The organism is Herbaspirillum sp. BH-1 (assembly GCF_002870055.1).
Taxonomy (GTDB): Bacteria; Pseudomonadota; Gammaproteobacteria; order Burkholderiales; family Burkholderiaceae_D; genus Herbaspirillum; species Herbaspirillum frisingense.
On record NZ_PKOI01000013.1, the window covers coordinates 18,400 to 39,593 of the forward strand.

Annotated in this window: 22 protein-coding genes; 2 read left to right on the forward strand and 20 right to left on the reverse strand. The window is 64.9% G+C overall.

Annotation, left to right across the window (positions count from 1 at the left end; genetic code table 11):
* Nucleotides 1-182 precede the first annotated feature (182 nt).
* The 18 genes from HBH1_RS16800 to HBH1_RS16885 all read right to left on the reverse strand — a co-directional run bounded on the left by HBH1_RS16800 (nucleotide 183) and on the right by HBH1_RS16885 (nucleotide 16,155).
* The gene (locus HBH1_RS16800; protein ID WP_102663669.1) at nucleotides 183-917 is read right to left on the reverse strand and encodes an amino acid ABC transporter ATP-binding protein; all 735 of its coding nucleotides are present in this window, start codon (nucleotides 915-917) and stop codon (nucleotides 183-185) included.
* Nucleotides 898-1,554, reverse strand: a complete 657-nt coding sequence (locus tag HBH1_RS16805) for an amino acid ABC transporter permease (RefSeq protein WP_006461431.1) — start codon at nucleotides 1,552-1,554, stop codon at nucleotides 898-900. The genes HBH1_RS16800 and HBH1_RS16805 overlap by 20 nt, the downstream gene beginning before the upstream one ends.
* Complete coding sequence (locus HBH1_RS16810) at nucleotides 1,551-2,222, reverse strand: amino acid ABC transporter permease (RefSeq protein ID WP_102663670.1); 672 nt, start codon at nucleotides 2,220-2,222, stop codon at nucleotides 1,551-1,553. Before HBH1_RS16810 ends, HBH1_RS16805 begins: the two co-directional genes overlap by 4 nt.
* Nucleotides 2,223-2,384: 162 nt before the next feature.
* The gene (locus HBH1_RS16815; RefSeq protein WP_006461433.1) at nucleotides 2,385-3,167 is read right to left on the reverse strand and encodes a transporter substrate-binding domain-containing protein; all 783 of its coding nucleotides are present in this window, start codon (nucleotides 3,165-3,167) and stop codon (nucleotides 2,385-2,387) included.
* Nucleotides 3,168-3,222: 55 nt separating this feature from the next.
* Nucleotides 3,223-3,972, reverse strand: a complete 750-nt coding sequence (locus tag HBH1_RS16820; protein ID WP_102663671.1) for a GntR family transcriptional regulator — start codon at nucleotides 3,970-3,972, stop codon at nucleotides 3,223-3,225.
* Nucleotides 3,973-4,294: 322 nt separating this feature from the next.
* Nucleotides 4,295-5,245: an NAD(P)H-dependent flavin oxidoreductase gene (locus tag HBH1_RS16825; protein WP_102663672.1), complete on the reverse strand. Its 951-nt coding sequence runs from the start codon at nucleotides 5,243-5,245 to the stop codon at nucleotides 4,295-4,297.
* On the reverse strand, nucleotides 5,242-5,997 hold the full coding sequence (locus HBH1_RS16830) for an enoyl-CoA hydratase/isomerase family protein (protein WP_006461436.1): 756 nt from the start codon (nucleotides 5,995-5,997) through the stop codon (nucleotides 5,242-5,244). The genes HBH1_RS16825 and HBH1_RS16830 overlap by 4 nt, the downstream gene beginning before the upstream one ends.
* The gene (locus tag HBH1_RS16835) at nucleotides 5,994-6,473 is read right to left on the reverse strand and encodes a MaoC/PaaZ C-terminal domain-containing protein (protein ID WP_102663673.1); all 480 of its coding nucleotides are present in this window, start codon (nucleotides 6,471-6,473) and stop codon (nucleotides 5,994-5,996) included. The genes HBH1_RS16830 and HBH1_RS16835 overlap by 4 nt, the downstream gene beginning before the upstream one ends.
* Before the next feature lie 22 nt (nucleotides 6,474-6,495).
* Entirely contained in the window at nucleotides 6,496-8,130 is a 1,635-nt protein-coding gene (locus HBH1_RS16840) for an AMP-binding protein (protein ID WP_102663674.1), read from the reverse strand.
* A complete protein-coding gene (locus HBH1_RS16845; RefSeq protein ID WP_077236153.1) occupies nucleotides 8,130-8,867 on the reverse strand; it encodes an ABC transporter ATP-binding protein in 738 nt (245 codons plus the stop codon). The genes HBH1_RS16840 and HBH1_RS16845 overlap by 1 nt, the downstream gene beginning before the upstream one ends.
* Nucleotides 8,864-9,670 (reverse strand): ABC transporter ATP-binding protein, encoded by an 807-nt coding sequence (locus tag HBH1_RS16850; RefSeq protein ID WP_102663675.1) that lies wholly within the window; start codon nucleotides 9,668-9,670, stop codon nucleotides 8,864-8,866. The genes HBH1_RS16845 and HBH1_RS16850 overlap by 4 nt, the downstream gene beginning before the upstream one ends.
* The gene (locus HBH1_RS16855) at nucleotides 9,667-10,563 is read right to left on the reverse strand and encodes a branched-chain amino acid ABC transporter permease (protein ID WP_102663676.1); all 897 of its coding nucleotides are present in this window, start codon (nucleotides 10,561-10,563) and stop codon (nucleotides 9,667-9,669) included. Before HBH1_RS16855 ends, HBH1_RS16850 begins: the two co-directional genes overlap by 4 nt.
* Nucleotides 10,564-10,570: 7 nt before the next feature.
* The gene (locus HBH1_RS16860) at nucleotides 10,571-11,443 is read right to left on the reverse strand and encodes a branched-chain amino acid ABC transporter permease (RefSeq protein WP_039873933.1); all 873 of its coding nucleotides are present in this window, start codon (nucleotides 11,441-11,443) and stop codon (nucleotides 10,571-10,573) included.
* 74 nt (nucleotides 11,444-11,517) lie between these two features.
* A complete protein-coding gene (locus HBH1_RS16865; protein WP_102663751.1) occupies nucleotides 11,518-12,657 on the reverse strand; it encodes an ABC transporter substrate-binding protein in 1,140 nt (379 codons plus the stop codon).
* A 64-nt stretch (nucleotides 12,658-12,721) separates the two neighbouring features.
* Nucleotides 12,722-13,522 (reverse strand): 2-(1,2-epoxy-1,2-dihydrophenyl)acetyl-CoA isomerase PaaG, encoded by an 801-nt coding sequence (paaG, locus tag HBH1_RS16870; protein ID WP_006461448.1) that lies wholly within the window; start codon nucleotides 13,520-13,522, stop codon nucleotides 12,722-12,724.
* Nucleotides 13,523-13,525: 3 nt separating this feature from the next.
* Nucleotides 13,526-14,311, reverse strand: coding sequence for a citryl-CoA lyase (locus tag HBH1_RS16875; protein ID WP_077236147.1), 786 nt, complete (start codon nucleotides 14,309-14,311; stop codon nucleotides 13,526-13,528).
* Entirely contained in the window at nucleotides 14,308-15,225 is a 918-nt protein-coding gene (locus tag HBH1_RS16880) for a MaoC family dehydratase (RefSeq protein WP_102663677.1), read from the reverse strand. The genes HBH1_RS16875 and HBH1_RS16880 overlap by 4 nt, the downstream gene beginning before the upstream one ends.
* Before the next feature lie 24 nt (nucleotides 15,226-15,249).
* Nucleotides 15,250-16,155, reverse strand: a complete 906-nt coding sequence (locus HBH1_RS16885; RefSeq protein ID WP_102663752.1) for an SDR family NAD(P)-dependent oxidoreductase — start codon at nucleotides 16,153-16,155, stop codon at nucleotides 15,250-15,252.
* A 733-nt stretch (nucleotides 16,156-16,888) separates the two neighbouring features.
* On the opposite strand from HBH1_RS16885, the gene HBH1_RS16890 reads away from it, so the two are divergent.
* Complete coding sequence (locus HBH1_RS16890; RefSeq protein WP_102663678.1) at nucleotides 16,889-17,776, forward strand: IclR family transcriptional regulator; 888 nt, start codon at nucleotides 16,889-16,891, stop codon at nucleotides 17,774-17,776.
* The gene (locus HBH1_RS16895) at nucleotides 17,773-18,630 is read left to right on the forward strand and encodes an IclR family transcriptional regulator (RefSeq protein WP_233207637.1); all 858 of its coding nucleotides are present in this window, start codon (nucleotides 17,773-17,775) and stop codon (nucleotides 18,628-18,630) included. The genes HBH1_RS16890 and HBH1_RS16895 overlap by 4 nt, the downstream gene beginning before the upstream one ends.
* A 20-nt stretch (nucleotides 18,631-18,650) precedes the next feature.
* Here HBH1_RS16895 and HBH1_RS16900 read toward each other — a convergent pair whose 3' ends face one another.
* Nucleotides 18,651-20,210, reverse strand: a complete 1,560-nt coding sequence (locus tag HBH1_RS16900) for a CYTH and CHAD domain-containing protein (protein ID WP_102663680.1) — start codon at nucleotides 20,208-20,210, stop codon at nucleotides 18,651-18,653.
* The gene (locus HBH1_RS16905; RefSeq protein ID WP_102663681.1) at nucleotides 20,195-21,088 is read right to left on the reverse strand and encodes an AraC family transcriptional regulator; all 894 of its coding nucleotides are present in this window, start codon (nucleotides 21,086-21,088) and stop codon (nucleotides 20,195-20,197) included. The genes HBH1_RS16900 and HBH1_RS16905 overlap by 16 nt, the downstream gene beginning before the upstream one ends.
* Nucleotides 21,089-21,194: the final 106 nt, after the last annotated feature.

Here is a 21,194-nt window from a genome sequence, read left to right on the forward strand (position 1 = left end):
TCTGCGCGTCGATGCGATCGTGCTGGGCGTGCGTGCCGATGAAGCGGACGTAGACGAAGGCGCGTGCACAATAGCAGCCATCCCCTTTCGAGTCCGCCATCGTCCAATAAAAACACCCCAGGTCCGGAAAATCTTCCGTACCTGGGGTGTCTCCTATCCGGCAATCGATGCAGTGCAGTCGCTCAGGCGCCCTGCGTCATGCCAATGAACTGCTGCAGTTCCGGTGTCTTCGGATTGCCGAACAGTTCTTCCGGCGGTCCGATCTCATGGACCTTGCCCTGGTGCATGAAGACCAGGCGATTGCAGACCTCGCGGGCGAAGCGCATTTCGTGGGTCACCATCAGCAGGGTCATGCCTTCCTTGGCCAGACCGCGCATGACGGTCAGCACTTCATTGACCAGTTCCGGATCCAGCGCCGAGGTGATTTCATCACACAGCAGGGCCTGCGGGCTCATCGACAGCGCGCGCGCAATCGCCACGCGCTGCTGCTGGCCGCCGGAGAGCTGGTCGGGAAAGGCGTCGAACTTGTGACCCAGGCCGACCTTTTCCAGGTTGGCCTTGGCCGTGGCCATGGCGTCGGCTTCGGACGTGCCCTTGACGATCATCGGCGCGATCATCACGTTGCGACCCACCGACAGGTGCGGGAACAGGTTGAACTGCTGGAAGATCATGCCGACCTTCAGGCGCAGGTTGCGCAGTTCCAGTTCGCTGGCGCCCAGCTTGGCACCGGCCACGCTGATGTTGCCTTCGTCGATGCTCTCCAGGCCGTTGATACAGCGCAGGAGGGTGGACTTGCCCGAGCCGCTCTTGCCGATGATGGCGATCACTTCGCCGGGCTCGACATCCAGGCTGATGCCCTTGAGGACCTCGTTGTCGCCGAAGCGTTTCTTGACGTTGTCAATGGCGATGAGCGGCATTGTATTTCCTTTCTAAAGACTGGCTGTACTTGGACAGCGGCCAGCAAAGCACGAAGTAGAAGGCGCCCACGATGGCGAACACCGTGAAGGGGCGGAAGGTGGCGTTGGTGATGACGGTGCCGGCCTTGGACAGTTCGATGAAGCCGATGATGGAGGTCACCGCAGTGGATTTGATGATCTGCACGCCGAAGCCGACGGTGGGCGCAATGGCGATACGGAAGGCCTGCGGCAGCACGATGTAGCGCATCTGCTGGAAGTAGCCCATGGCCAGCACCGAGGAGGCTTCCCACTGCCCCTTGGGTACGGCTTCCACGCAGCCGCGCCAGATTTCGGCGAGATACGAGGCGCTCCAGCACATCAAGGCCAGTCCTGCCGCCAGCCAGGCCGGCACTTCGATGCCGAACAGCGCGATGCCGAAGAAGACCAGGAACAGCTGCATCAGCAGCGGCGTGCCCTGGAACAGTTCGATGTACAGCCGCGCCACCTGACGCAGCCAGTTCTGGCGCGAGGTGCGCATGAACAGGATGATCAGGCCCAGCGCGCCGCCGAGCAGGAAGGTGACCAGCGAGAGCAGGATGGTCCAGCGCCACGCCAGCATCAGGTTGCGGACGATGTCCCAGGTGGTGAACGAGATCATGCGGTCCTCCGGGCGGTGATGAAGTGTTGACCGATCAGGCGCAGCAGTTGGCGCAACAGGATGGCCAGTACCAGATAGATGGCGGTGGCCACGATGTAGGCCTCGAAGGCGCGGAAGTTGCGACCCTGGATGTAGTTGGCAGCGAACGACAGTTCTTCCACCGCGATCTGCGAGCACACGGCCGAGCCCAGCATCACGATCACCACCTGCGAGGACAGCGCCGGCCAGATCTTCTGCAGCGCCGGGCGCAGGATGATGTGGCGGAAGATCTGCATGCGCGACATCGACAAGGATTGCGCTGCCTCGATCTGGCCGCGCGGGATGGCCTGCACGCCGGCACGGATGATTTCGGTGCTGTACGCGCCCAGGTTGATCACCATGGCCAGGATGGCGGCGCTGATTTCACTGATATGGACATTCAGCGAAGGCAGGCCGAAGAAGATGAAGAACAATTGCACCAGGAAGGGCGTGTTGCGGATCATCTCCACATAGGCGCTGACGATGGGCTTGAGCCAGCCCGGTCCCTGCGTGCGCGCCCAGGCGCCGAAGATGCCCACGGCCACGCCGAGCACGCCGCCGATGGCAATGAGCTCGATGGTGGTCACCACACCCTTGACGATGACGTCGGTGTAGTCGAGGGTGGAAAGGAAATCGAATTGATAAGCCATGATGTCGTGTCTGCCCTGCCTTTATGTGCTGCGTGCTGCCGGGTTGTCCGCCTGCCCTGCGATGGTGCTCTTGCTCTGAAAACGTGTATCTGGTGCTGCGTGCATCGCCGGTTCCGGGCGGAATCGGACCGGCGATGCAGGGTACTGCGGGGCTATTGCAATTTACAGGCCAGCCGGCAGCGGCAGGCCCAGCCACTTCTGCGAGATGGCGTTGAGGCTGCCATCCTTCTTGGCTTCGGCCAGGATCGCGTCGACCTTGTCCTGCAGCTTCTTCTCACCCTTGTTCAGACCGATGAAGCAAGGCGAATCCTTGATCAGGAACTTGGTTTCGGGCTTCTTGGGCGGGTTCTTGGCGATGATGGCAGCGGCCACCACGTTGCCGGTGGCCACCAGTTGCACCTGGCCCGAGAGGAAGGAGCTGATGGTGCTGTTGTTGTCTTCGTAGCGCTTCACTGTCGCAGTGGGCGGGACGATCTTGGTCAGTTCCAGGTCTTCCACCGAACCACGGGTGACCGCGATGGTCTTGCCGGCCAGGTCGGCCGCACCCTTGACGGACAGGTCGGCCGGGCCGAACACACCGTTGAAGAACGGTGCATAGGCGGCCGAGAAGTCGATCACCTTCTCACGCTCTGCGTTCTTGCCCATGCTGGAGATGACCAGGTCGACCTTCTTGGTGGTCAGGTAGGGGATACGGTTGGCGCTGGAGACCGGGATCAGTTCCACCTTCACGCCCAGCTTCTTGGCGATCAGGGTGGCCACATCGATGTCCAGGCCCAGTGGCTTGAGGTCGGAGTCGACCGAGCCGAACGGCGGGAAGTCGGCCGGCACGGCCACGCGCAGCGTGCCGTTCTTCTGGATATCGTCCAGGGCGTCGGCACGGGCAGCCGAAGCGGAGAACATCATGGCGCCGGCCATCAGGCCGAGCAGGAGTTTGGTCAGTTTCATAGCAGTTTCCCTAGTGTTGACGACGTTGATGAGTGGCCCTGCGCGGTGCTGGCGCTTACTGCGGCCGTTTGCCTGGCGGGCCCGAGACGTCGGTCCCCGCGGCGGCCCCCTGCCGCGAGACCGATGCCAGTGCCTGCCGCAGCGGTTCCAGCGGATCGCTGCTGCGCACCTGGTTGAGACCTGATTCCACGTGTTGCAAGTGGACCTGCATCAGGTGCTCAGCCTGTTCCAGATCGCCGCGTTCCAGCGCCTCGACGATCAGGACATGTTCCGAACACGAATCCTCCGCCTGCTCCGACGACTGGTGCAGCATCGCCGTCAGCGTGGTGCGGGCGGTCAGGTCGCGCAGCGTTTCCGACAGCAGCGAGTTGCCCAGGCATTCGCACAGGCAGACGTGGAAATCGCCCAGCAGATAGCTGCGCGCCCCGACGTCGGCGCCGGCAATGGCGGCCTCTTCGCGGGCGATGTGCTCGCGCAGCTGCCGGATTGCCTCGCCGCTGACCGGACGTACCCGCGCCTGTCGCAGCAGACCCAGCTCGATCACGCGGCGCGCCTCGAAGGCCTCGCGCGCCTGCTCCGGCGTGGGTTCGATGACGAACCAGCCGCGCCGCGCACTGACCGTGACGATGCCGCGTGCCATGAGCCGCGTCAGCGCTTCCCGCACCTGGGTGCGCGAAACGCCGAACAGGTCGGCCAGTTGCTGCTCGCCCAGCCGGGTACCCGGCGCCAATTGCTTGGCGAGGATGGCCTCGGTGATGCGGATCGCAATCTGCGACGACGACTTGACGGAAGGATTGGTGCTCATGTCCCCTCATCAGCAAGTTGTGTGCCACGCTGATATACAAGATTGGCATACAACACACGGCGACGATTATTGGTGGCGAAAAGCTTGTGTGGCAAGGATTTTCGCTGGGTGCAGGGCGGGGGGAATACTGCGGGGGTGAAGTGTGCTGCAGTGCGATGCGAGTGGAGGTGAAGCTTAATACTGCACCTTTTGCTGCTTTTTGGTGCAGGAAAAGATACGCCGGGGTCATCGCTACCGCCCCGGTTTTGTGCATTGCATTGTCGTCATGCCATCGTTGGTGGCGGGCGACGCCGGGCCTGTCCCGGCCTGCGGGACGATGGCCCTAAGGCAGCCGGCCCAGCGCTTCCCTGGCTTGCCGGTATTGCTCGATCAGCTGCTCCACAATGCGTGCGGCCGGCAGCACTTCACTGACGGCGCCCAGCCCCTGGCCGCTGCCCCAGATGTCCTTCCAGCGCTTGGGGCGGGCCACATCCATGCCTTGCGCCGGCGCCTCTCGAAGCTGGTCGGGATCGAGGCCGGCGGCGCGGATGCTCGGTTTGAGGTAATTGCCGGGGACGCCGGAGAAATAGGGGGTATGGACGATATCCTCGGCGCTGCCCTGCACGATCATCTGCTTGTACAGCGGTGCCGCCGCCGATTCTTCCGAGGCGATGAAGCGTGTTCCCATATAGACCAGGTCGCAGCCCAGGGCCTGTGCCGCCAGGATGCCGCGTCCATCGGAAATGGCGCCGCCCAGTACCAGCAGCCCGTCGAACAGGCGGCGCACCTCGGCCGCCAGGGCGAACGGACTGAGCGCGCCGGCATGCCCTCCGGCCCCGGCGCAGACCAGGATCAGGCCATCCACACCGGCGGCGATGGCCTTGCGCGCATGGCGCAGCGTGGTCACATCGTGCAGCACGATACCGCCATAGGCATGTATCGCAGCCACTACCTGCTCGGGCGCATGCAGCGAGGTGATGACGATCGGCACGCGGTGGCGCACGCAGGTGGCCAGGTCATCCTGCAGGCGCTGGTTGGATGGATGCACGATCAGGTTCACTGCATAGGGCGCAATGATGCGCGAAGGATGGGCCTGGCGCAGGGCGTCCAGGTCCTCTTCGATGCGGCACAGCCATTGCTCCAGTTGTTCCTGCGGACGGGCATTGAGGGCCGGGAAGGCGCCGACGATGCCGGCCCCGCATTGCGCCGTCACCAGCGCAGGATTGGACACCAGGAACATGGGCGAGCCGATCACCGGCAGCCGCAGCCGTGCCGCCAGGGTGGCGGCGCTCATGCCGTCCTCCCGCTGGCCTGGCCGAAGGCGGCGATGCGTGCGGCCATGTCCGGGCCCTTGCCGGCATTGCGGAATACTTCGTGCGCCAGTCCGGCCGCCAGGGGCAGGCCATCGGTCTCTTCCAGCAGGCGCTTGGTGGCGCGGTGAGAGAACCAGGAGCCGGCCAGCAGCTCGCGTACCAGTGCCTGGAGTTCGGTCTCGAACTGCGCATCGTCGAAGCAGAGATTGGCCAAGCCCATCTCTGCGGCGCGCTGACCGTCGTAACGCCGGCCCAGCAACATCATCTCGCGCGCACGGGCCACGCCGATGCGTCTTGGCAGGCGCTGACTCATGCCCCATAACGGCGTCAGCGCCCAGCGCGCATGAGTATCGGCAAAGCTGGCCGAGCGGCTGCAGACGATCAGGTCGCCGGCCAGCGCCAGTTCCAGCGCACCGGTGTAGCAATGGCCGTGCACCGCCACGATTACCACCTGCGGCAGCCGCGCCAGGCGATCGATGGTGCGCGCCTGCAGATGTGGCAGCGGCAGGGCCTGGCCGGCGGCGATGTCGTGCAGATCGTTGCCGGCCGAGAAGCAGCGGCCGGCACCACGCAGCAGTACCGCACCGATGTGCTCCTGCTGCTGCTCCAGCGCACCCAGGTGGGCATGCAACTGCTGGAACATCTCTACCGTCAGGGCATTGAGCTTATCGGGCCGGTTCAGTGTCAGCGTGCATAGCCCATCGCAGTCCTCCCGCAACACCTGCGCGCTCATGACTGCGCCGCCTGCGCCTGCTGGCGCGCGCCTTCGCAGGTGAGGACGAGGACCTCGCTGTCGCCTTCCTGGGCGACCTCGCCGCGCTGGTTCAGCAGCCGGAAGCGCCGTCCCAGCTTGCCGCTGCGTCCGCTCTTGCCGGCTTCCACCGTCAGGATCTCCAGCTCCAGGTGCAGTGTGTCGCCCACCAGGATGGGTTGCTTGAACTCCCACTGGCGCAAGCCCAGCATGGCAATCACGGAGTGTTCGAAGATGCCCAGCTGGTGCAGCATCCCGGTACACAGGGCGATGCCCAGGGTGCCATGCACCAGGCGCTGACCATAGCGCGTGTGGCGCGCAAATTCGGCATCGGCGTGGATCGGGTTCCAGTCACCGGACAGCATCGAGAACATGGTCAGGTCCGTCTCCGTGAGGGTGCGTCCGCCGCTGGTGAAGCGTTGACCGGGCTGGAAATCTTCGAGGTAGAGGGAAGGCATGCGGGCTCCGTGGGCAAAAGGGTCAGGCGGCTGCGGTCAGCCGTTGCAGCGCCATGTCGCGCAGCTTGGCGCGCTGGATCTTGGTGCCGTTCGAACTCTGGGTGGTCGGGAAGGCATCGACCAACCAGACATGCGCCGGCACCTTGAAGGGCGCCAGGTTCTGGCTGGCGCTGCGCAGGATGGCCTGCGTATCGGGACGGGCGTCGGGCGCGGCGATGACGAAGGCCACCGGCCGCGCCTGGCAGCCGATATCCACCGAGACCACCTGCACATCGGCGACCCCGGCCACGGTCTTGATGACATCCTCGATTTCCACCGGGCTGACCAGATAGCCGCCCAGCCGCATGGCGTCGCCCTGGCGAGTCAGATAGACGAAGCTGCCATCGGCGCGCAGGTATCCGACGTCGCCGGTACGGAAGTAGCCTTCGGCGTCCATTGCGCGGGCGCTGGCTTCGGGGTTGTTCAGATAAGTCACGAAGTTGGTATCGGCGCGGATTTCGATGGCGCCGCTCTGGCCTGGACCCAGCAGCTCGCCGCTGTCGATGTCGCGGATGCGGATCTGCACGCCGAAAGCGTGACTGGCCGGCAGGCCACCGCCGAGAATGCGCTCCGACAGTGGCAGCGCGCGCGCTTGCAGCGAGAACAGTGCCTGCACCTCGGACGAGCCGTACAGACCGATCAGGGGGATGCCTCTGGCCCAGGCGGCCTCGGTGAATTCCACCACGCCCGGATGGAAGCAGGCAAAACCGAACACGCGTGCACTGGGGAAGGGGCGTTCGCCCTGTCCGTGTTCGATGACGCGACGGAACATCTCGTCGCTGCCGAAGACATGCGTGACCGCGTGGCGGACGATGAGCTGCGCGGCCTGTTCTCCATCGAAGGTATCCATCATCACGATGGGCTGGCCGGCAACGAAGGTCGCCATCGCCGCATTGAATCCGAACACGCCGGCGAAGGGCAGGGCCGCCAGCAGCCGCACCCCGTCCTCGCTGAAGCCATAGGCCGGCGCCGCGCGCTGGCTGTGCAGGCAGATCGTGCGCTGGCTATGCAGCACCAGCTTGGGACCACTGGTGGTCCCTGAAGTGGTGAAGAGGATACTGGCCATATCCGGTGCGGCGGCCGTGATGGGGTCGTCGGCGGCCACCGGCGGCAGCCGATGCAGATCGAAGCGCACTGCGGGTTTGCCCAGTACCTGCGCGGGTGGCGTATCGCCGGCATCCAGTACCACCACCTCACGCAGCGCTGCTGCAGCTTGCGGCGGCACATCGGCCAGCACCGCCGGAAAATCGATCTTGCGGAAGTTCAGTTGCAACACCAGCAGACTGGCCTGGGAACGTTCCAGGATGTAGGCCAGCTCGTGCGAGCGATAGCGGGTATTGACCGTCATCACGGCCGCGCCCAGGCGCGCCAGTGCGAAGTACAGCGCCAACCACTCGATGCGGTTGACCAGCCACAGCGCCACCCGGTCGCCGGGCTTGACGCCGCGCGCCTGCAGCCAGGCTGCGCTGCGTCGGACCATGTCATCGAATTGTGCGTAGGTAATGCGCTCTTCATCGACAATGAAGGCGGTGGCGTCGCCGCGTTCGGCCACATGACGGGCCAGCAGCGCGGGCAGGGTCAGCAGGGTCTGCGGAGTTTGCGGAGTTTGGTCGGGCATCAGTAAAGCTCCATCAGCTTGGCGTTGTCGTCCAGTTCGGCGGGCAGGGCTTCGCGGATGATGGCACCGGACTTCATGACCACCACCCGATCCGAGATCTTCAGGGCCTGCTTGACGTTCTGCTCCACCAGCAGGATCGCCATGCCGGTCTCGCGCTGCAGCTGCCGGATCGGTTGCAGCAGGTCCTGGAACAACTTGGGTGCCAGACCGATCGAGGGCTCGTCCATCAGCAGGCAGCGCGGCCGCGACAGCAGTGCGCGGCCGATGGAGACCATCTGTTGCTGACCGCCCGAGAGGGTGCCGGCGCGGCGCCCGTAGAACTGCCGTAGCGCTGGCAGGACCGACATCACCCAGTCCAGTCGTGCCTGGCGTTCGCCTTCGGCTACGCCGGCGGCCCACAGCCCCATCTTCATGGTCTCGGCCACCGTCAGTCCGGGAAACACTCCGCGCCCCTCAGGCACCAGCGAGACACCGGCCGCACACAGGCGACGCGGCTCCACTACCGCCAGCGGTTGGCCGTCCAGCAGCACCTGGCCTTCCTGGCGGGCGACCAGACCGAACAGCGTCTTCAACAGGGTCGACTTGCCGGCGCCGTTATGTCCGATCAGGCAGAGCACTTCGCCCGGCAGCAGGCGGAAATCGAAATCGCGCAATACCGGACGACCGCCATAGCCCACCACCAGCTGGCGGGTCTCCAGCAGGGCCGGGGCAGGGTCGGGATGGACTTGGGCATTCATGAGGTCTGGTCTCCGAAATAGATGGCGGCGAGGTGCGGATTCTTCAGTACCTCGTCCGGTAGGCCATCGGCCAGCAGCTTGCCCTGATCGAGGAAGGCGATGCGGTCGGAAATGCCGACCACGATATCGAGGTTGTGTTCGATGATGCACACCGTCACGCCCTTGGCGACCTCGCTGCGCAGTAGTCCGAGGAAGCGCTCGTAGGAGCTGCGGTCCAGGCCCGAGGCCGGTTCGTCGAGCAGCCAGATGCGGGCATCGGCGGCCATGATGCGGGCCATGCTGAGAAACTTGCGTTCCGCATAGGAGAGGTCGAGGGCACGGGTGCGCGCCTTGGTCGCCAGGCCGGTGCGTGCCAGGATATCGTGCACCCGTTCCAGGCGCTGCTGGCGCGCGGCACACCCACCCGGTTGCCAGATCCACGACACCGGCTCCATCACGGTCAGCACATTTTCTTCCACGCTCATCTGGTTGAACAGGCGCAGGTCCTGGAAGGTACGGGCGATGCCCATGCGCGCGATCTGGAAGTGGCGGCGACCGATCAGGGATTGACCGCGCCACAGGATCTCCCCGTCATCCGGGACCAGATGGCCGGTGATCTGGTTGAACAGCGTGGTCTTGCCCGCGCCATTGGGGCCGACCAGCGTGGTGACGATGCCGGCGCGCAGATCCAGGCTCACATCGTTGGTCACCTTCAAGCCGCCGAAGCTCTTGTTGAGGTGGCGTATCGACAGCAGCACTTCGCCATCGCCCTGCGGTGCAAGCGCAGCCTGCATGGCGCCTTCGTGTTCGGTGATGGCGTTCATGCGGCCTTCTCCTTGGCGGGTCGTGCGGACGAGGAACCGACGATGCCGCCGGGGCGATAGATCATCAGCAGCACCATGGCCAGGCCATAGGCGATCTGCTGGATCGAGCCGATCTCGGTCTGCGGCAGGAAGGACATGTAGCTGAACACGCCCGGCAGCAGCATCAGCAGCACCGTGCCCACCAGGGGGCCGAGCAGGGTGCCGGTGCCACCGATGATGACCATGGCCATCAGCAGTACCGAGGTGTCGAGCATGAAGCTCTCGACATTGATGAAGCCCATGTAGAACGCGTAGAGGGCGCCCGCCACCGCGGCCAGCATGGCCGAGATCACCACCGACAGCGTCTTGATCACGGCCACGTTCTTGCCGCAGGCATGCGCGGCCGATTCACTGTCGCGGATGGCCTTGAGATTGCGACCGAACGAGGAGCGCAACAGCACGCCGGTCAGCAGCAGTACCGGGATCAGGCAGCACAGTGCCAGCAGCAGGAACTGCACCGGATCGGCCACGGCATGCCCGAACAGTTCGGCGGGCGGGATGCCGATCATGCCGCCCAGCCCGCCGGTGACCGACTTCCATTCGGAGAACACGGTCACCCCCAGGACCTGCAGCCCCAGCGAGGCGGCCACGAAATATTCGCCGCGTACCCGCAACGCCGGCAGTGCCAGTACCAGCGACAGGGCGCCGGCCACCAGCATGGCCAGCGGGATCACCAGGAAGATGTTGGCGCTGGCGTGGAGCGCCAGCCAGGCCGCGCTATAGGCCCCTACGCCGAAGAAGATGGCATGGGCGATCGAAAAGATGCCGGCATAGCCCATGATGAAATTGAGCGTGATGGCCAGCACCGCATTGATGCACATGAGCGTGGCCAGGTTCAGGAGATAGGCAAGCATGGTGGCCTCAGCTGGTGGCGACCCGACCGAAGAAGCCGGAGGGGCGGAACAGGATGAACAGGAACAGCACGATGAAGGTGATGGCCTCGCTCCATTGCGGCTCGAACCAGGCCAGCGCCAGGTTTTCGGCCAGGCCCAGCAACAGGCCGGCGCAGGCGGCGCCACGCAGGCTGCCCACACCGCCCACGATGGTGGCGGCCAGGCTGATGAGCATGACGTGGTGACCGATGGCTGGATTGAGTCCCGAGCCGGCTGCCGACAGCAGCGCTGCCGGCACCACCAGCAGCGAACCGAGTGCGAACACCATCATCGACAGCCGGCGCGGCGACAGGCCGTAGGCGCGCACCAGTTCCGGGTTCTCCGAGAGGGCGCGCATGGCCATGCCGGTATGGGTGCGCATGAGGAAGAGCTGCAGTGCGAAGAAGAACAGCAGCGCGATCACGATGGCGATGCCGGCCAGCGGTGACACATACAGCCCCGGCAGCCATTCGACGCTGCGCGAGAGCGGTGTGCTGACGGCCACGAAGCTGCGTCCGAACAGCATGCCGCACAGGTTCTGTACCACGATGCCGACCCCGAAGGAAGCGACGAAGACGGTGAAGAACGATCCCTCGTGCTTCTGGATCGGTACATACACGAAGCGGTTCAGCGCCAGTCCGAACAGGACCGCCGCTGCAGCCGAAGCCAGTACCGCCAGGCTCCAGTGCCACTGGGCGATGGACAGCAGGTCATAGAAGACGTAGGCGGCGATGGTAAAGGTGGAGCCGTGGGCGAAATGGAAGATGCGGGTGGAGCCGAAGATCAGCGAAAACCCCACCGCAATGAGCGCATACAGGGCGCCCACCTGTACTCCATTGATCAATAGCTGTAGCAATAGCATGTCTGGATCCTCCGGGTGCCGTCCGGCGACGGACGGCACGCTCCTGTAGTTGCACCGATGGCCGAGATATCGGCTCAGCGGGTCGAGGTGCTGACCACCTTGCCACCCTTGCCGTCGATCTCGTTGATCTGCATCGGCATGGTGACCGTACCGTTGGCCGCGAAGCTGACCTTGCCGCCGACCAGGTCGAAGCTGGCGCTCTCGATGCGCTGCTTGAGCAGGTTCTCACCGGTGACAGGCAGTCCCTTCTTGATCAGCTGCTGTGCCAGCAGGCCGAACATGCGTACCGCGTTGTAGTAGTTGGCGATATAGGCCGTGGGCATCTTGTTGTACTTCTTGCGGTAGTCGTCGACGAAGCGTCGCGTCACCGGGTCCTGTGAATTCCAGTCGATGTTCTGCGAGGTGTAGAGCGAGCCGGCGGCCTCGGGCAGGGCATTGATCTCCGGAATCGAGAAGGCGGTATAGCTGGCGAACTGCTGCTTGATGCCGTTGTCGCGGAACTGCTTGACGATCTGCGACTGCTGCGAGCCGTAGGAGGCCACGTAGATCACGTCCGGATTGGCGGCCCGCACACGCGCGGCGATGCCGCCGAACTGCTGCGCCGTGGCCGGCACCGACAGGGCTTCTACCAGCTTGCCACCGGCACCGGGCAGCACGCTTTCCATTTCCTTGCGGATGGCCTGGCCGAGCGGATCATCGACATAGACCAGCACGAAGTTCTTCAGCTTGCGCTCGTTGATCAGGTAGGGAATGATGGCCCGCACTTCATAGTTGGCCAGCGGGATGATGTTCCAGAAATAGGGGCCGAGTTCGGCCAGGTCCGGCCCGACGCCGCCACCGTTGACGGCGACCGTCTTGCTGCGTCCGGCAATGGTGGAAATAGCCTTGGAAACGCCGGTGAAGGCCGACAGTACATAAGGAACCTTCTCCACGTTGACCAGCTTGTTCATGCCGATCACCCCCTGTTGCGGCAGCGCCTGGCTGTCTTCGTACTGGATGCTCAGCTTGCCGCCCAGCATCTGGTCGGCATTGATGTGTTCGGCTGCCAGATTGGCACCTGAACCGAAGATGTCGCCATAGGAGGCGTTCGGGCCACTCATCGGGAACAGCGCGCCGATGCTCATGTCCCCCGCGTGCGCCAGACCCGGTGCGGCAGACATTGTCAGTGCGCAGGCCATGATCCCGGCCGTCCATGCCTTGTTCCACTTGCTCATGTTCATCTCCTTGTCTCCTCGCTTGTGATAGGCGCTGGTCGGATGGCCGCGCCGGTTTGTACCGTCAATGCCCCCGAAAGACGGGGCTGCGTTTTTCGCGGAAAGCGCTCACGCCCTCCCGGTAGTCATCGGTATGGCCGAGCGCACGTTGACCCTCGGTCTCCAGGTCGAGCTGGCGCGCCAGGTCGTTGTGGGCGGCGGCATGGATGGCGGCCTTAGTCAGACCCAGGGCACGGGTGGCGCTGCCGGCCAGCTGCTGCACCAGCGCCTGGCTGGTCGCTTCGAACTGCGCGTCGTCCACGCAGCGCCAGATCAGGCCCCAGTTGGCCGCCTGTTCGGCATCCAGCCGCTCGTTGAGCAGGCACAGCCCCAGGGCACGCGCCGTGCCGATGCGCTGTGGCAGAAACTGCGTGGCACCACCGTCTGGCATCAAGCCCAGTCGCGAGAAACCCTGCATGAAGTAGGCCGAGCGAGTGGCGATGACGATGTCGCAAGCCAGCACCAGGGTGGCGCCTACGCCCACCGCCAGTCCATTCATGAGGCACACCACGGGCACCGGCAAGGCACGCAGGCGCAGCATCAGGGGTTTGTAGTAACGCTCCAGGGCCGCACCGAGATCGCGCTGCTGGCCGGGCGGCAGCGGCGCGCGGTCGCTCTGGTCCTGGCCGGCGCAGAAGGCGCGTCCGCGACCGGTCAACACCAGCACCCGCAAGCCCGACTCTCCTTCGATGCGATCAAGGAAGGCACGAATCTGCTCATGCATGGCGTCGTTGAAGCTGTTGAGTCGCTCCGGCCGGTTCAGCGTAATGCTGGCCACGCCCTGCTCGAAGCTGCACAGTACGGAACTGTCCTCCATGGCGCTCATCCCTTACTCCTGCTCGCGCAGGTGGGCGCTGGCGCGGGCTTCGATCTCGTGCCACAGCTGATAGGACATGGGCGACTCCGATTCCTCCAGCAGATGGCCGACCAGGCCGATGGCGCGCGCCATCACGCCGAAGCCGCGCACGATCTTCCAGGGAAAGCCGAACTCGCAGCAGATGGCGCCCAGCGCGCCGGTGGCATTGATGGGCAGCTGCTTGCCGGAGGCCCGTTCGGCCTCCTGCTGGATCAGCTGGATCAGTTGCACATAGCGTCCCGCCATGCCGTTCTCCTGCGCCAGCGCGAACAGGCGTGGGGTACGTGGATCGATGGGCTTGTGCACCGGATGGCCCAGCCCGGGGATGATCTGCCGGCGCTCGCGATAGTGTGCCACCGTCTGCACTGCCAGGGTCGGCAGGTCAGCTTCGTCGCCGGCCTGTTCGAAGGCTTCGTAGAGCATCCGGGCGGCGCCTTCGGTGGTGCCGACGAAGACCGTACCCAGTCCGCACAGGCCGGCTGCCACTGCCGCCTGCAGCGACTCCGGCGCACCGGCATAGGTCATGCGTGCGGCGATCGCACTGGGGGTGATGCCGTGTTCCACCAGCGTGATCAACAGGGCGTTGAACATGTTGGATTGTTGCGGCGTGGCAGTCTTGCCGGTCAATTGCAGGTAGGCGAAGTCGCCCAGGTTCATCTTGCCCAGGATGTCGTCGGGCAGGCTCTTGCCGCGCACCACGATGCGGTCGGCCGTGCTGAAGGCGATGTCGGAGCGGATCGGCTGGTTGTTGCTGGTCATGGGGTCTCCGTGGAGAAGTTCGAAGGCGTGGCATCGGTCATTTCGGCGGTACCGTTGGCGAGCACGATCACATCGCGTTCCAGCGCACGCATCTGGAACTGCAGATGGCGACCGTCACGCCAGATTTCGGTACGCAGGGTTTCACCCGGGTAGACCGGGGCGGAAAAGCGCGTGGCCAGGGCGCACAGGCGACTGGCGTCGTAATCGCAGCAGCTGCGTAGCAGGGCGTGGCAGGCGATGCCATAGGTCGCCAGGCCGTGCAGGATGGGCCGCCCGAAACCGGCACGCAGGGCGGTCTGTGGATCGGCGTGCAATGGGTTGCGATCCGAAGAGAGGCGATACAGCAGTGCCGCCTCCGACCGGGTCGGCAGGTCACAATGCAGATCGGGCGCGCGCGTCGGGACCGTTGGCATGGGCGCCGACGGGGCATCGGCTGGCGTGTGCGCATCGCTGAAGCCGCCGTCGCCACGACAGAAGCTGGTCTGTTCCACCGTTGCCAGCAGCTCGCCGCCAGCATCGCGCAATTCGCGCTCCACGATCAGCAGCGCGCCCTTGTCACGCCCCTTGTCGATCACCGCCCTGACCCGCGAGCGGCCGACCACGCTGCCGCTGGCCGGCAATGGGCGATGCAGACGCAGGCGCTGTTCGCCATGGACGACCTTGAGCAGGTCCACCCCGGCTTGCGGCGCGCCCATCCACAGGCCGGGGTGCGCCAGGATCACCGCCATGCTTGGCAATGCCTGCAGGCGGGCCTCGTAGACGTAGCGCAGGGCTCCGTCGCGTTGCCCGTCGTCGCTGGTGGCGGCGGCTCCCAGTCCCACTGCCAAGGCATAGCGCATGGTGTCATCGGCGTCGTAGGCGTGCTGCAGGACCGGGAATTGCCAGTTCTTCAGGGTCTGGTAATCGATGCTCATGATGGGCCCGTTGCCGTGACCGGTTCAGACCGGATCCCACTGGAAGACATCGGCGGAGCGATCCAGCGGCACGAAGCTTGCCTTGAGGGCTGGCATGGCATGTTCGGCCACGGTCTGTGCGGTCCAGCCCTCACCACGGTGGATGGAGCGCAGCGGACGCGGCTGGCTCATCAGGAAGATCTCATTGTTGCGCACCGTGAAGACCTGGCCATTGACGTCGGCGGCAGCGTCGCTGGCCAGATAAGTGGCCAGCGGCGCGATCTTGTCGGGTGTCATGCGCTTGATCTTGTCCACCCTGGCCTGCTGTTCCTCGTTCTTGACCGGAATGGAACTGATCATGCGGCTCCACGCAAACGGCGCGATGCAGTTGGAGCGCACATTGAATTTCTGCATATCCAGTGCGATCGATTTGGACAATGCCGTCAGACCCAATTTTGCGGCCGAATAGTTGGCCTGACCCAGATTGCCGATCAGGCCCGAGGTCGAGGTCATGTGCACCAGGCTGCCCGATTGCTGTTCGCGGAAGTGCAGCGCCGCAGCGCGACTGACGTGATAGGCGCCATAGAGGTGGACCTTGATCACGGCATCCCATTCGTCGCCACTCATCTTGTGAAACAGGGCGTCACGCAGGATGCCGGCGTTATTGACCACGCAATCGACGCGACCGAAGCTTTGCACTGCCTGCTCGACGATGCGTGCCGCGCTGGCGGCGTCGGCCACGCTGTCGGTGTTGGCCACGGCCTGGCCACCGGCCTGGCGGATCTCATTGACCACCTGCTGCGCCGGACCGGCACTGGCGCCTTCACCGGTGAGCGAGACACCGATGTCGTTGACCACCACGGCGGCGCCCTGCTGCGCCATCGCCAACGCGATTTCACGTCCGATGCCGCCACCGGACCCGGTGACGATGACGACCTTTCCTTCCAGCATGCGGGGAGTGCTCATCTTTTTTCCTGTGCGGGAAACGACGGGCAAAGCTGCGCCCTCGCGCCGGTCTGCGCGTTGTCGTTTCGGTTGATCGGTGGTGCCGGTTCCGGTCGTGACCGGGATCCGGTGAACGCTGTGCGCCGTGACTCCTGCGGGAGTGGCGGCAGCGAACTGCTGCTGATGCCGACGTGATGGTGTTGCTTACACGTGCGTACTGCTGCGACGGGTGTGGCTGGTGTCTCGTGTGTTCTGCTGTTCTTGTATGCGCTTGACGGTGCTGCGGGTACTGCGATGTGCGTATAGTCTGGAAGAGCCAAAACAGTGTCAAGCCGGCCGGGGACGATGTTCCGTACATCGGAATGAATTTTTTTCTTCCATCCTCCGTGTCACTGATCGTCCGGCCGGCAGCGGCCAATTGCGCGCCGCAAGAGAAAATCCGAGTGCCTCTAGAAGTCCCCAGAATACAAGGCCGATTTGGGATAGCTGCATCGCATCAAAGCTGGTCAGGAATCTGCGGATGATCTGCGCCGTTGGAGAGAAAATTCAAAACTGCATTGGAAATTCCAAAGTACGGAACATAAAATATTCATCGGTTGACCCTCGGCGGATCGTTGTCGCAAGGTAGCGTCCAGGAAACAATCCCGCGCCTGGCGCTCTGCGCAAGGCCGGACCATAGAGGGCAAGGAGACCCGGTGAATCTGATCATTGCAGCGGCATCCATGGCCGCCGGTCGCGCATGAGCACGGCGAACCGCCAGCCTCACCCGCAGGCCCCACGGCAGCGGCGCGTACGCATCAAGGATGTGCGCCTGGTGCTGCGCGCTCCCCATCCGCCCGGCTATCGCGCAGGTGCCGATGCCGGTACGGTCGGGGAGAGTGCGGTCATCAAGCCGGTCGAACGCGGCTTCGCCGTGCTGGATGCCTTCCTCGGTACCGACGAGTGGCTGGCCAACCAGGACCTGGCCGCGCGCACCGGTCTGCCCAAGGCCACGGTGTCACGTCTGACGCAGACGCTGACCGCCTTGGGCTATCTCGGCTACAGCGAACAGCGGCGCAAGTACCGGCTTGGCGTGGCCGTACTCACCCTGGGTTTTGCCGCCATGGTCGATGCCGACGTGGTCCTGCAGGCGCGTGCACTGATGCAGAAGCTGGCCGACGACAATGGTGTCTTCGTGGCGCTGGCCGGACGTGACGGACTGGACATGATCTTCTTCGAGAACTGCCATAGCGCTTCCAGCAATGCGACCGTGGGACTGGGTGTGGGCGAACACCTGCCGATGGCATCCTCTCCAGTGGGATGGGCCTTGCTGGCCTGCCTGCATGAAAACGAACGTAATTACCTGCTGGACCACATGCGCCCCTATCACAAGCGTGACGAATGGATGCTGCTGCGCCAGAAGCTGGCCGATGCCCAGCAGCAGATCGACGACAAGTCGTATTGCCTCTCCACCGGTGACTGGGGGCCGGAGATCACCGTACTGGCGGCGCCGCTGCAACTGGCGCAACGCATGCCCATGGTGCTCTTGTGCGCCGGCCCTGCGCGCAGTCTCAGCAAGGCCCGTGTCGAGCAGCGCATCGGTCCGCAACTGCTGGCCGTGCGTGCGCGCCTGGGGGCGGGGACATGAGTGGCGCTGCGGGAAACCGGCGTGCGGTACGTCAATTGCCGGCCGCAGCGGCGGGGCAGACCGATGAGCGTAGCGAGGCCGGACAGGCCGCCACCCATTCGCTGGAGCGCGCGCTGTTGCTCATGAAGGTTTTCCAGGGCAGCGCCAAGCCCTTGTCGCATGCCGAACTGGTGCGTCGCAGTGGCTACTCCAAGGCGTCGGTCTCGCGCCTGACCGCCACCCTGGTGGCCCTGGGCTATCTGGATCGCGCACCGGATGGCGTGCGGGTGCAGGTGGGTGTGCGCGGCTTGCGACTGGGGCAGCGCTACCTGTCCAATAGCCTGGTACAGGATGCGGCCCGTCCTATCATGCAGGACTTCGCCGACCGCTTCGACATGTCCGTCGGGCTGGCCGTGGCCGATCAGCTGGACATGGTCTATATCCAGTATTGCAATGGTCGCAAGATCGCCACCTTGAGACTGGGCGTGGGACGTTCGGTACCGATGGCGCTCAGTTCGATAGGACGCGCCTACGTCTGGTCACAGTCGCCGGAGCAGCGCCAGCGCCTGCTGTTCGGCATATGGAAGAAAAGCGGCGAGCACGGCCCGCAGGTGGTGGCACGGATGGAGCGTGCCTTCGGCGAGCTCGATGCCCATGGGTATTGCCTGGCGGCCGGCGAATACCAGCGCGACACCTTTGCCATCAGCGTCCCGCTGGCGCTGGGTAATCCACCGCTGCACATGGGCCTGAACTGCAGTGCCGTGGGAGCGCTGCCGGATCGCGAGGTGATCCGTGAACAGCTGGCGCCAGCCTTGATGAAGACTGCCCGGCTGCTGATGCTGGAACTGGAAGAGGTCGACTCCAGCTGCTTCTGAGCGACTTCCGGCTGAGGTATTTAACGCGGCAGCTCCTGCGCCTGCCATTTCTTCCAAAGGCGCCGTGTCCGTGCATGGCCATCCCCGGCCTGTCCGCTCAGGAAGCCGCGGACCCAGGCCACGCTGGGCGCCAGCCGGACCTGCCTGCGCTGCAGTTGCTGCAGCAGGGCGTCGGCCACGACCAGGTCGTTCTGCAGGCCGAGCTGATCCTGCAGGCGGGCCAGCGCCTTGAGATAGGGGCGGCTCTTCTTCTCGCCATACAGGGCCAGGAAGAACTCGATGTCATAGCGCATCTTCTTGGCAGCGATGCGGGTACGGTGACGGGCGCGAGCGCTTTCGTCCATGTGCGCGCCGCGTTTGTTCAGGCGCTTTTCATCCTGACGCAGATGCTGTCGGGCAAAGCGTGCCAGGGGTTGTTCCAGGGCTTGCTGGTTGTCTTCCGTGGCGGTCGTGCGCCAGCCGGCCTGCAGCAGCCAGCGACTGAATTGCAGCACCAGTGCGGTGTAGCGCGGCGAGGCTACGGTCTCGACCGCCTGCGCATGTTGCTTGCGCGCCTGGATCAGGGCGGCGTGACGTACCGCCTCAAGATCGATTCCCGCGATGCTGTCTGCTGCCAGGCCCGGCAGGGTGGACAGGGTCTGGGTGGCCAGCACGTCCCAGTCGCGGGCATGGCCGATGGCTTCAGCGATCCAGGCGAATTCCTGCTCTAGTGCGGCGGGCAGGGCGATCACCTCGCCGAACAGGCTGAAGGCAGAACGCAGGCGTCGCAGGCCTACGCGCATCTGGTGCAGGCGTTCGATGTCGTCGCTGTCCTGGTCGGCAATGTCGTTGGCCTGGATCTGCGCTACGCAATTGCCCACCACAGCGAGGAAGGCCTGTTCCACCGGCATCTTGCGCGCCAGTTGCAGCGCCGTGGCGCGGCTGGCGGACGAGACCGGTGCCGCATCGCCGCGCCGGGCCTGATGGAACAGCGTATAGCCGCGCTGCGCCTTGCTCTGGATGCCGATGCGTAGGGGCAGGTCCTGCAGCAATTGCAACGCGAAGTCGAACAAGGCGTTGACGTCACCGCTCTTGAGCTCAAGCTCGATCTCGCACACCGGCGACTGCAGCGCGCCGTGTTCCACCGTCCCCTGGTCCAGTACGCATTCCACTTCGGTGCCGTCTTTCTGCCGCAGGTCCCACACCATGCGCTGGATGCGGGTGCTGAAGATGGGCGTGATGCGTGCCGCCACCTCGTCGGACAGGATCTCGGCCACCTGCTCGTCGTCGCCGGCCACCAGCGCACGCAGCGCGGGCAGGTCCGGGGTCTCCGCTGCCACCTGCGACTCCCACTCGTTGCGCTGATGCAGTCCGCCGGACACGCCGCCGCCGGCCTTGAGGGTCTGGATGAATTCATTGCCGGTGCGGCGCACCCGCAGGCCGGCATCGTGACGACGCAGCAGCAGGTCGGGGGTATCGAAGTAGGTGCCGGTCTGGTCCTTGATGCGCGGCGCGGCCAGGGCATGGCGCTTGACCAGCGGATGCCGGATGAAGGCCTTGGTGTGGGCCGGGGCGAGCAGGAGTTTCAGTTCGGTTTCCATGAGGGAGTCCGTTTCGGTTGAAAGTAGGGGGCCGTCGGCAGCGGTGGCGAAGCTGGCGAGGGCGGCGGCGGGTGCGCCTGGCGCTGCGCCATGTAGCGCGCCGGTGGCTTGCCCAGGGTCTTCTTGAACATGGTGATGAAGGCGCTGACCGAGTCATAGCCCAGGTCCTGCGAGACGCGTTGCACCGAACTGCCCGAAGCCAGGCGCTGCAGCGCCACCATCAGGTGGATCTGGCGCCGCCAGCGGCCAAAGCTCATGCCGGTCTCGGCCTGGACGAAGCGGGCAAAGCTGCGCTCGCTCATGGCGTGGCGCTGGCCCCACTCGGCCACGGTGCTGCGGTCGGCCGGCTGTTCGGCCAGGCGCCGGGCGATCTCGCGCAGGCGCGAATGCTGGGGCATGGGCAGCGGTGGCGGCAGGTGTGCGGGCTGGGCCTGGCGTTGGCTGTGTTCCAGTTCTTCCACCAGTACCGCCGCCAGGCGCGCAGTACGTTCATGGGGGGCGTAATCCTGTGCCTGTTCGGCCAGATGGCAGATCATCTGTACCAGCAGGGGCGTCAGTGCCAGTGTGCAGCAGGTGGTGGGCATGCGCGCCGCATCAGGATCGATGAACAGGAAGCACAACTGGCCGTCCAGCGTGACCCGGTTGCTGTGGGGCACGCCGGCCGGGATCCACACCGCCGATTGCGGCGGCACGATCCACATGCCCTGCGCCGTCTCGCAGGTGACCGCGCCATGCAGCGCCACCACCAGCTGACCCTTGCGATGGCTGTGGAAGGGCGTTTCCCGCTCGCTCTCGTGGGTATGCACGCGCAGCGCCGTCACGGCGGCGGCCAGGCGGTCCGGATCGTGTTCGACGAGGCTGGCGTAGAGAGTGGGCATACGTGTGGTCATGCGGCGGCAGGGCAGGTGGGTTGACCGTTTTTAGCAATATCCTGGCATTGTAGCCAAATACGTCCACGCTGCGATTGGCTAAGCTTGGCGCTCC

Excerpts from the sequence above, each read along its gene's own strand:
- HBH1_RS16865 (WP_102663751.1), bottom strand. The coding sequence starts at position 12,657 with ATGAGCAAGTGGAACAAGGCATGGACGGCCGGGATCATGGCCTGCGCA.
- HBH1_RS16830 (WP_006461436.1), bottom strand. The coding sequence starts at position 5,997 with ATGAGCGCGCAGGTGTTGCGGGAGGACTGCGATGGGCTATGCACGCTG.
- HBH1_RS16855 (WP_102663676.1), bottom strand. The coding sequence starts at position 10,563 with ATGCTTGCCTATCTCCTGAACCTGGCCACGCTCATGTGCATCAATGCG.
- HBH1_RS16875 (WP_077236147.1), bottom strand. The coding sequence starts at position 14,311 with ATGACCAGCAACAACCAGCCGATCCGCTCCGACATCGCCTTCAGCACG.
- HBH1_RS16815 (WP_006461433.1), bottom strand. The coding sequence starts at position 3,167 with ATGAAACTGACCAAACTCCTGCTCGGCCTGATGGCCGGCGCCATGATG.
- HBH1_RS16900 (WP_102663680.1), bottom strand. The coding sequence starts at position 20,210 with ATGGAAACCGAACTGAAACTCCTGCTCGCCCCGGCCCACACCAAGGCC.
- HBH1_RS16800 (WP_102663669.1), bottom strand. The coding sequence starts at position 917 with ATGCCGCTCATCGCCATTGACAACGTCAAGAAACGCTTCGGCGACAAC.
- HBH1_RS16905 (WP_102663681.1), bottom strand. The coding sequence starts at position 21,088 with ATGCCCACTCTCTACGCCAGCCTCGTCGAACACGATCCGGACCGCCTG.
- HBH1_RS16860 (WP_039873933.1), bottom strand. The coding sequence starts at position 11,443 with ATGCTATTGCTACAGCTATTGATCAATGGAGTACAGGTGGGCGCCCTG.
- HBH1_RS16805 (WP_006461431.1), bottom strand. The coding sequence starts at position 1,554 with ATGATCTCGTTCACCACCTGGGACATCGTCCGCAACCTGATGCTGGCG.
- HBH1_RS16845 (WP_077236153.1), bottom strand. The coding sequence starts at position 8,867 with ATGAATGCCCAAGTCCATCCCGACCCTGCCCCGGCCCTGCTGGAGACC.
- HBH1_RS16825 (WP_102663672.1), bottom strand. The coding sequence starts at position 5,245 with ATGAGCGCCGCCACCCTGGCGGCACGGCTGCGGCTGCCGGTGATCGGC.
- HBH1_RS16890 (WP_102663678.1), top strand. The coding sequence starts at position 16,889 with ATGAGCACGGCGAACCGCCAGCCTCACCCGCAGGCCCCACGGCAGCGG.
- HBH1_RS16810 (WP_102663670.1), bottom strand. The coding sequence starts at position 2,222 with ATGGCTTATCAATTCGATTTCCTTTCCACCCTCGACTACACCGACGTC.
- HBH1_RS16840 (WP_102663674.1), bottom strand. The coding sequence starts at position 8,130 with ATGCCCGACCAAACTCCGCAAACTCCGCAGACCCTGCTGACCCTGCCC.
- HBH1_RS16885 (WP_102663752.1), bottom strand. The coding sequence starts at position 16,155 with ATGCTGGAAGGAAAGGTCGTCATCGTCACCGGGTCCGGTGGCGGCATC.
- HBH1_RS16850 (WP_102663675.1), bottom strand. The coding sequence starts at position 9,670 with ATGAACGCCATCACCGAACACGAAGGCGCCATGCAGGCTGCGCTTGCA.
- HBH1_RS16880 (WP_102663677.1), bottom strand. The coding sequence starts at position 15,225 with ATGAGCATCGATTACCAGACCCTGAAGAACTGGCAATTCCCGGTCCTG.
- HBH1_RS16820 (WP_102663671.1), bottom strand. The coding sequence starts at position 3,972 with ATGAGCACCAATCCTTCCGTCAAGTCGTCGTCGCAGATTGCGATCCGC.
- HBH1_RS16895 (WP_233207637.1), top strand. The coding sequence starts at position 17,773 with ATGAGTGGCGCTGCGGGAAACCGGCGTGCGGTACGTCAATTGCCGGCC.
- HBH1_RS16835 (WP_102663673.1), bottom strand. The coding sequence starts at position 6,473 with ATGCCTTCCCTCTACCTCGAAGATTTCCAGCCCGGTCAACGCTTCACC.
- paaG (WP_006461448.1), bottom strand. The coding sequence starts at position 13,522 with ATGAGCGCCATGGAGGACAGTTCCGTACTGTGCAGCTTCGAGCAGGGC.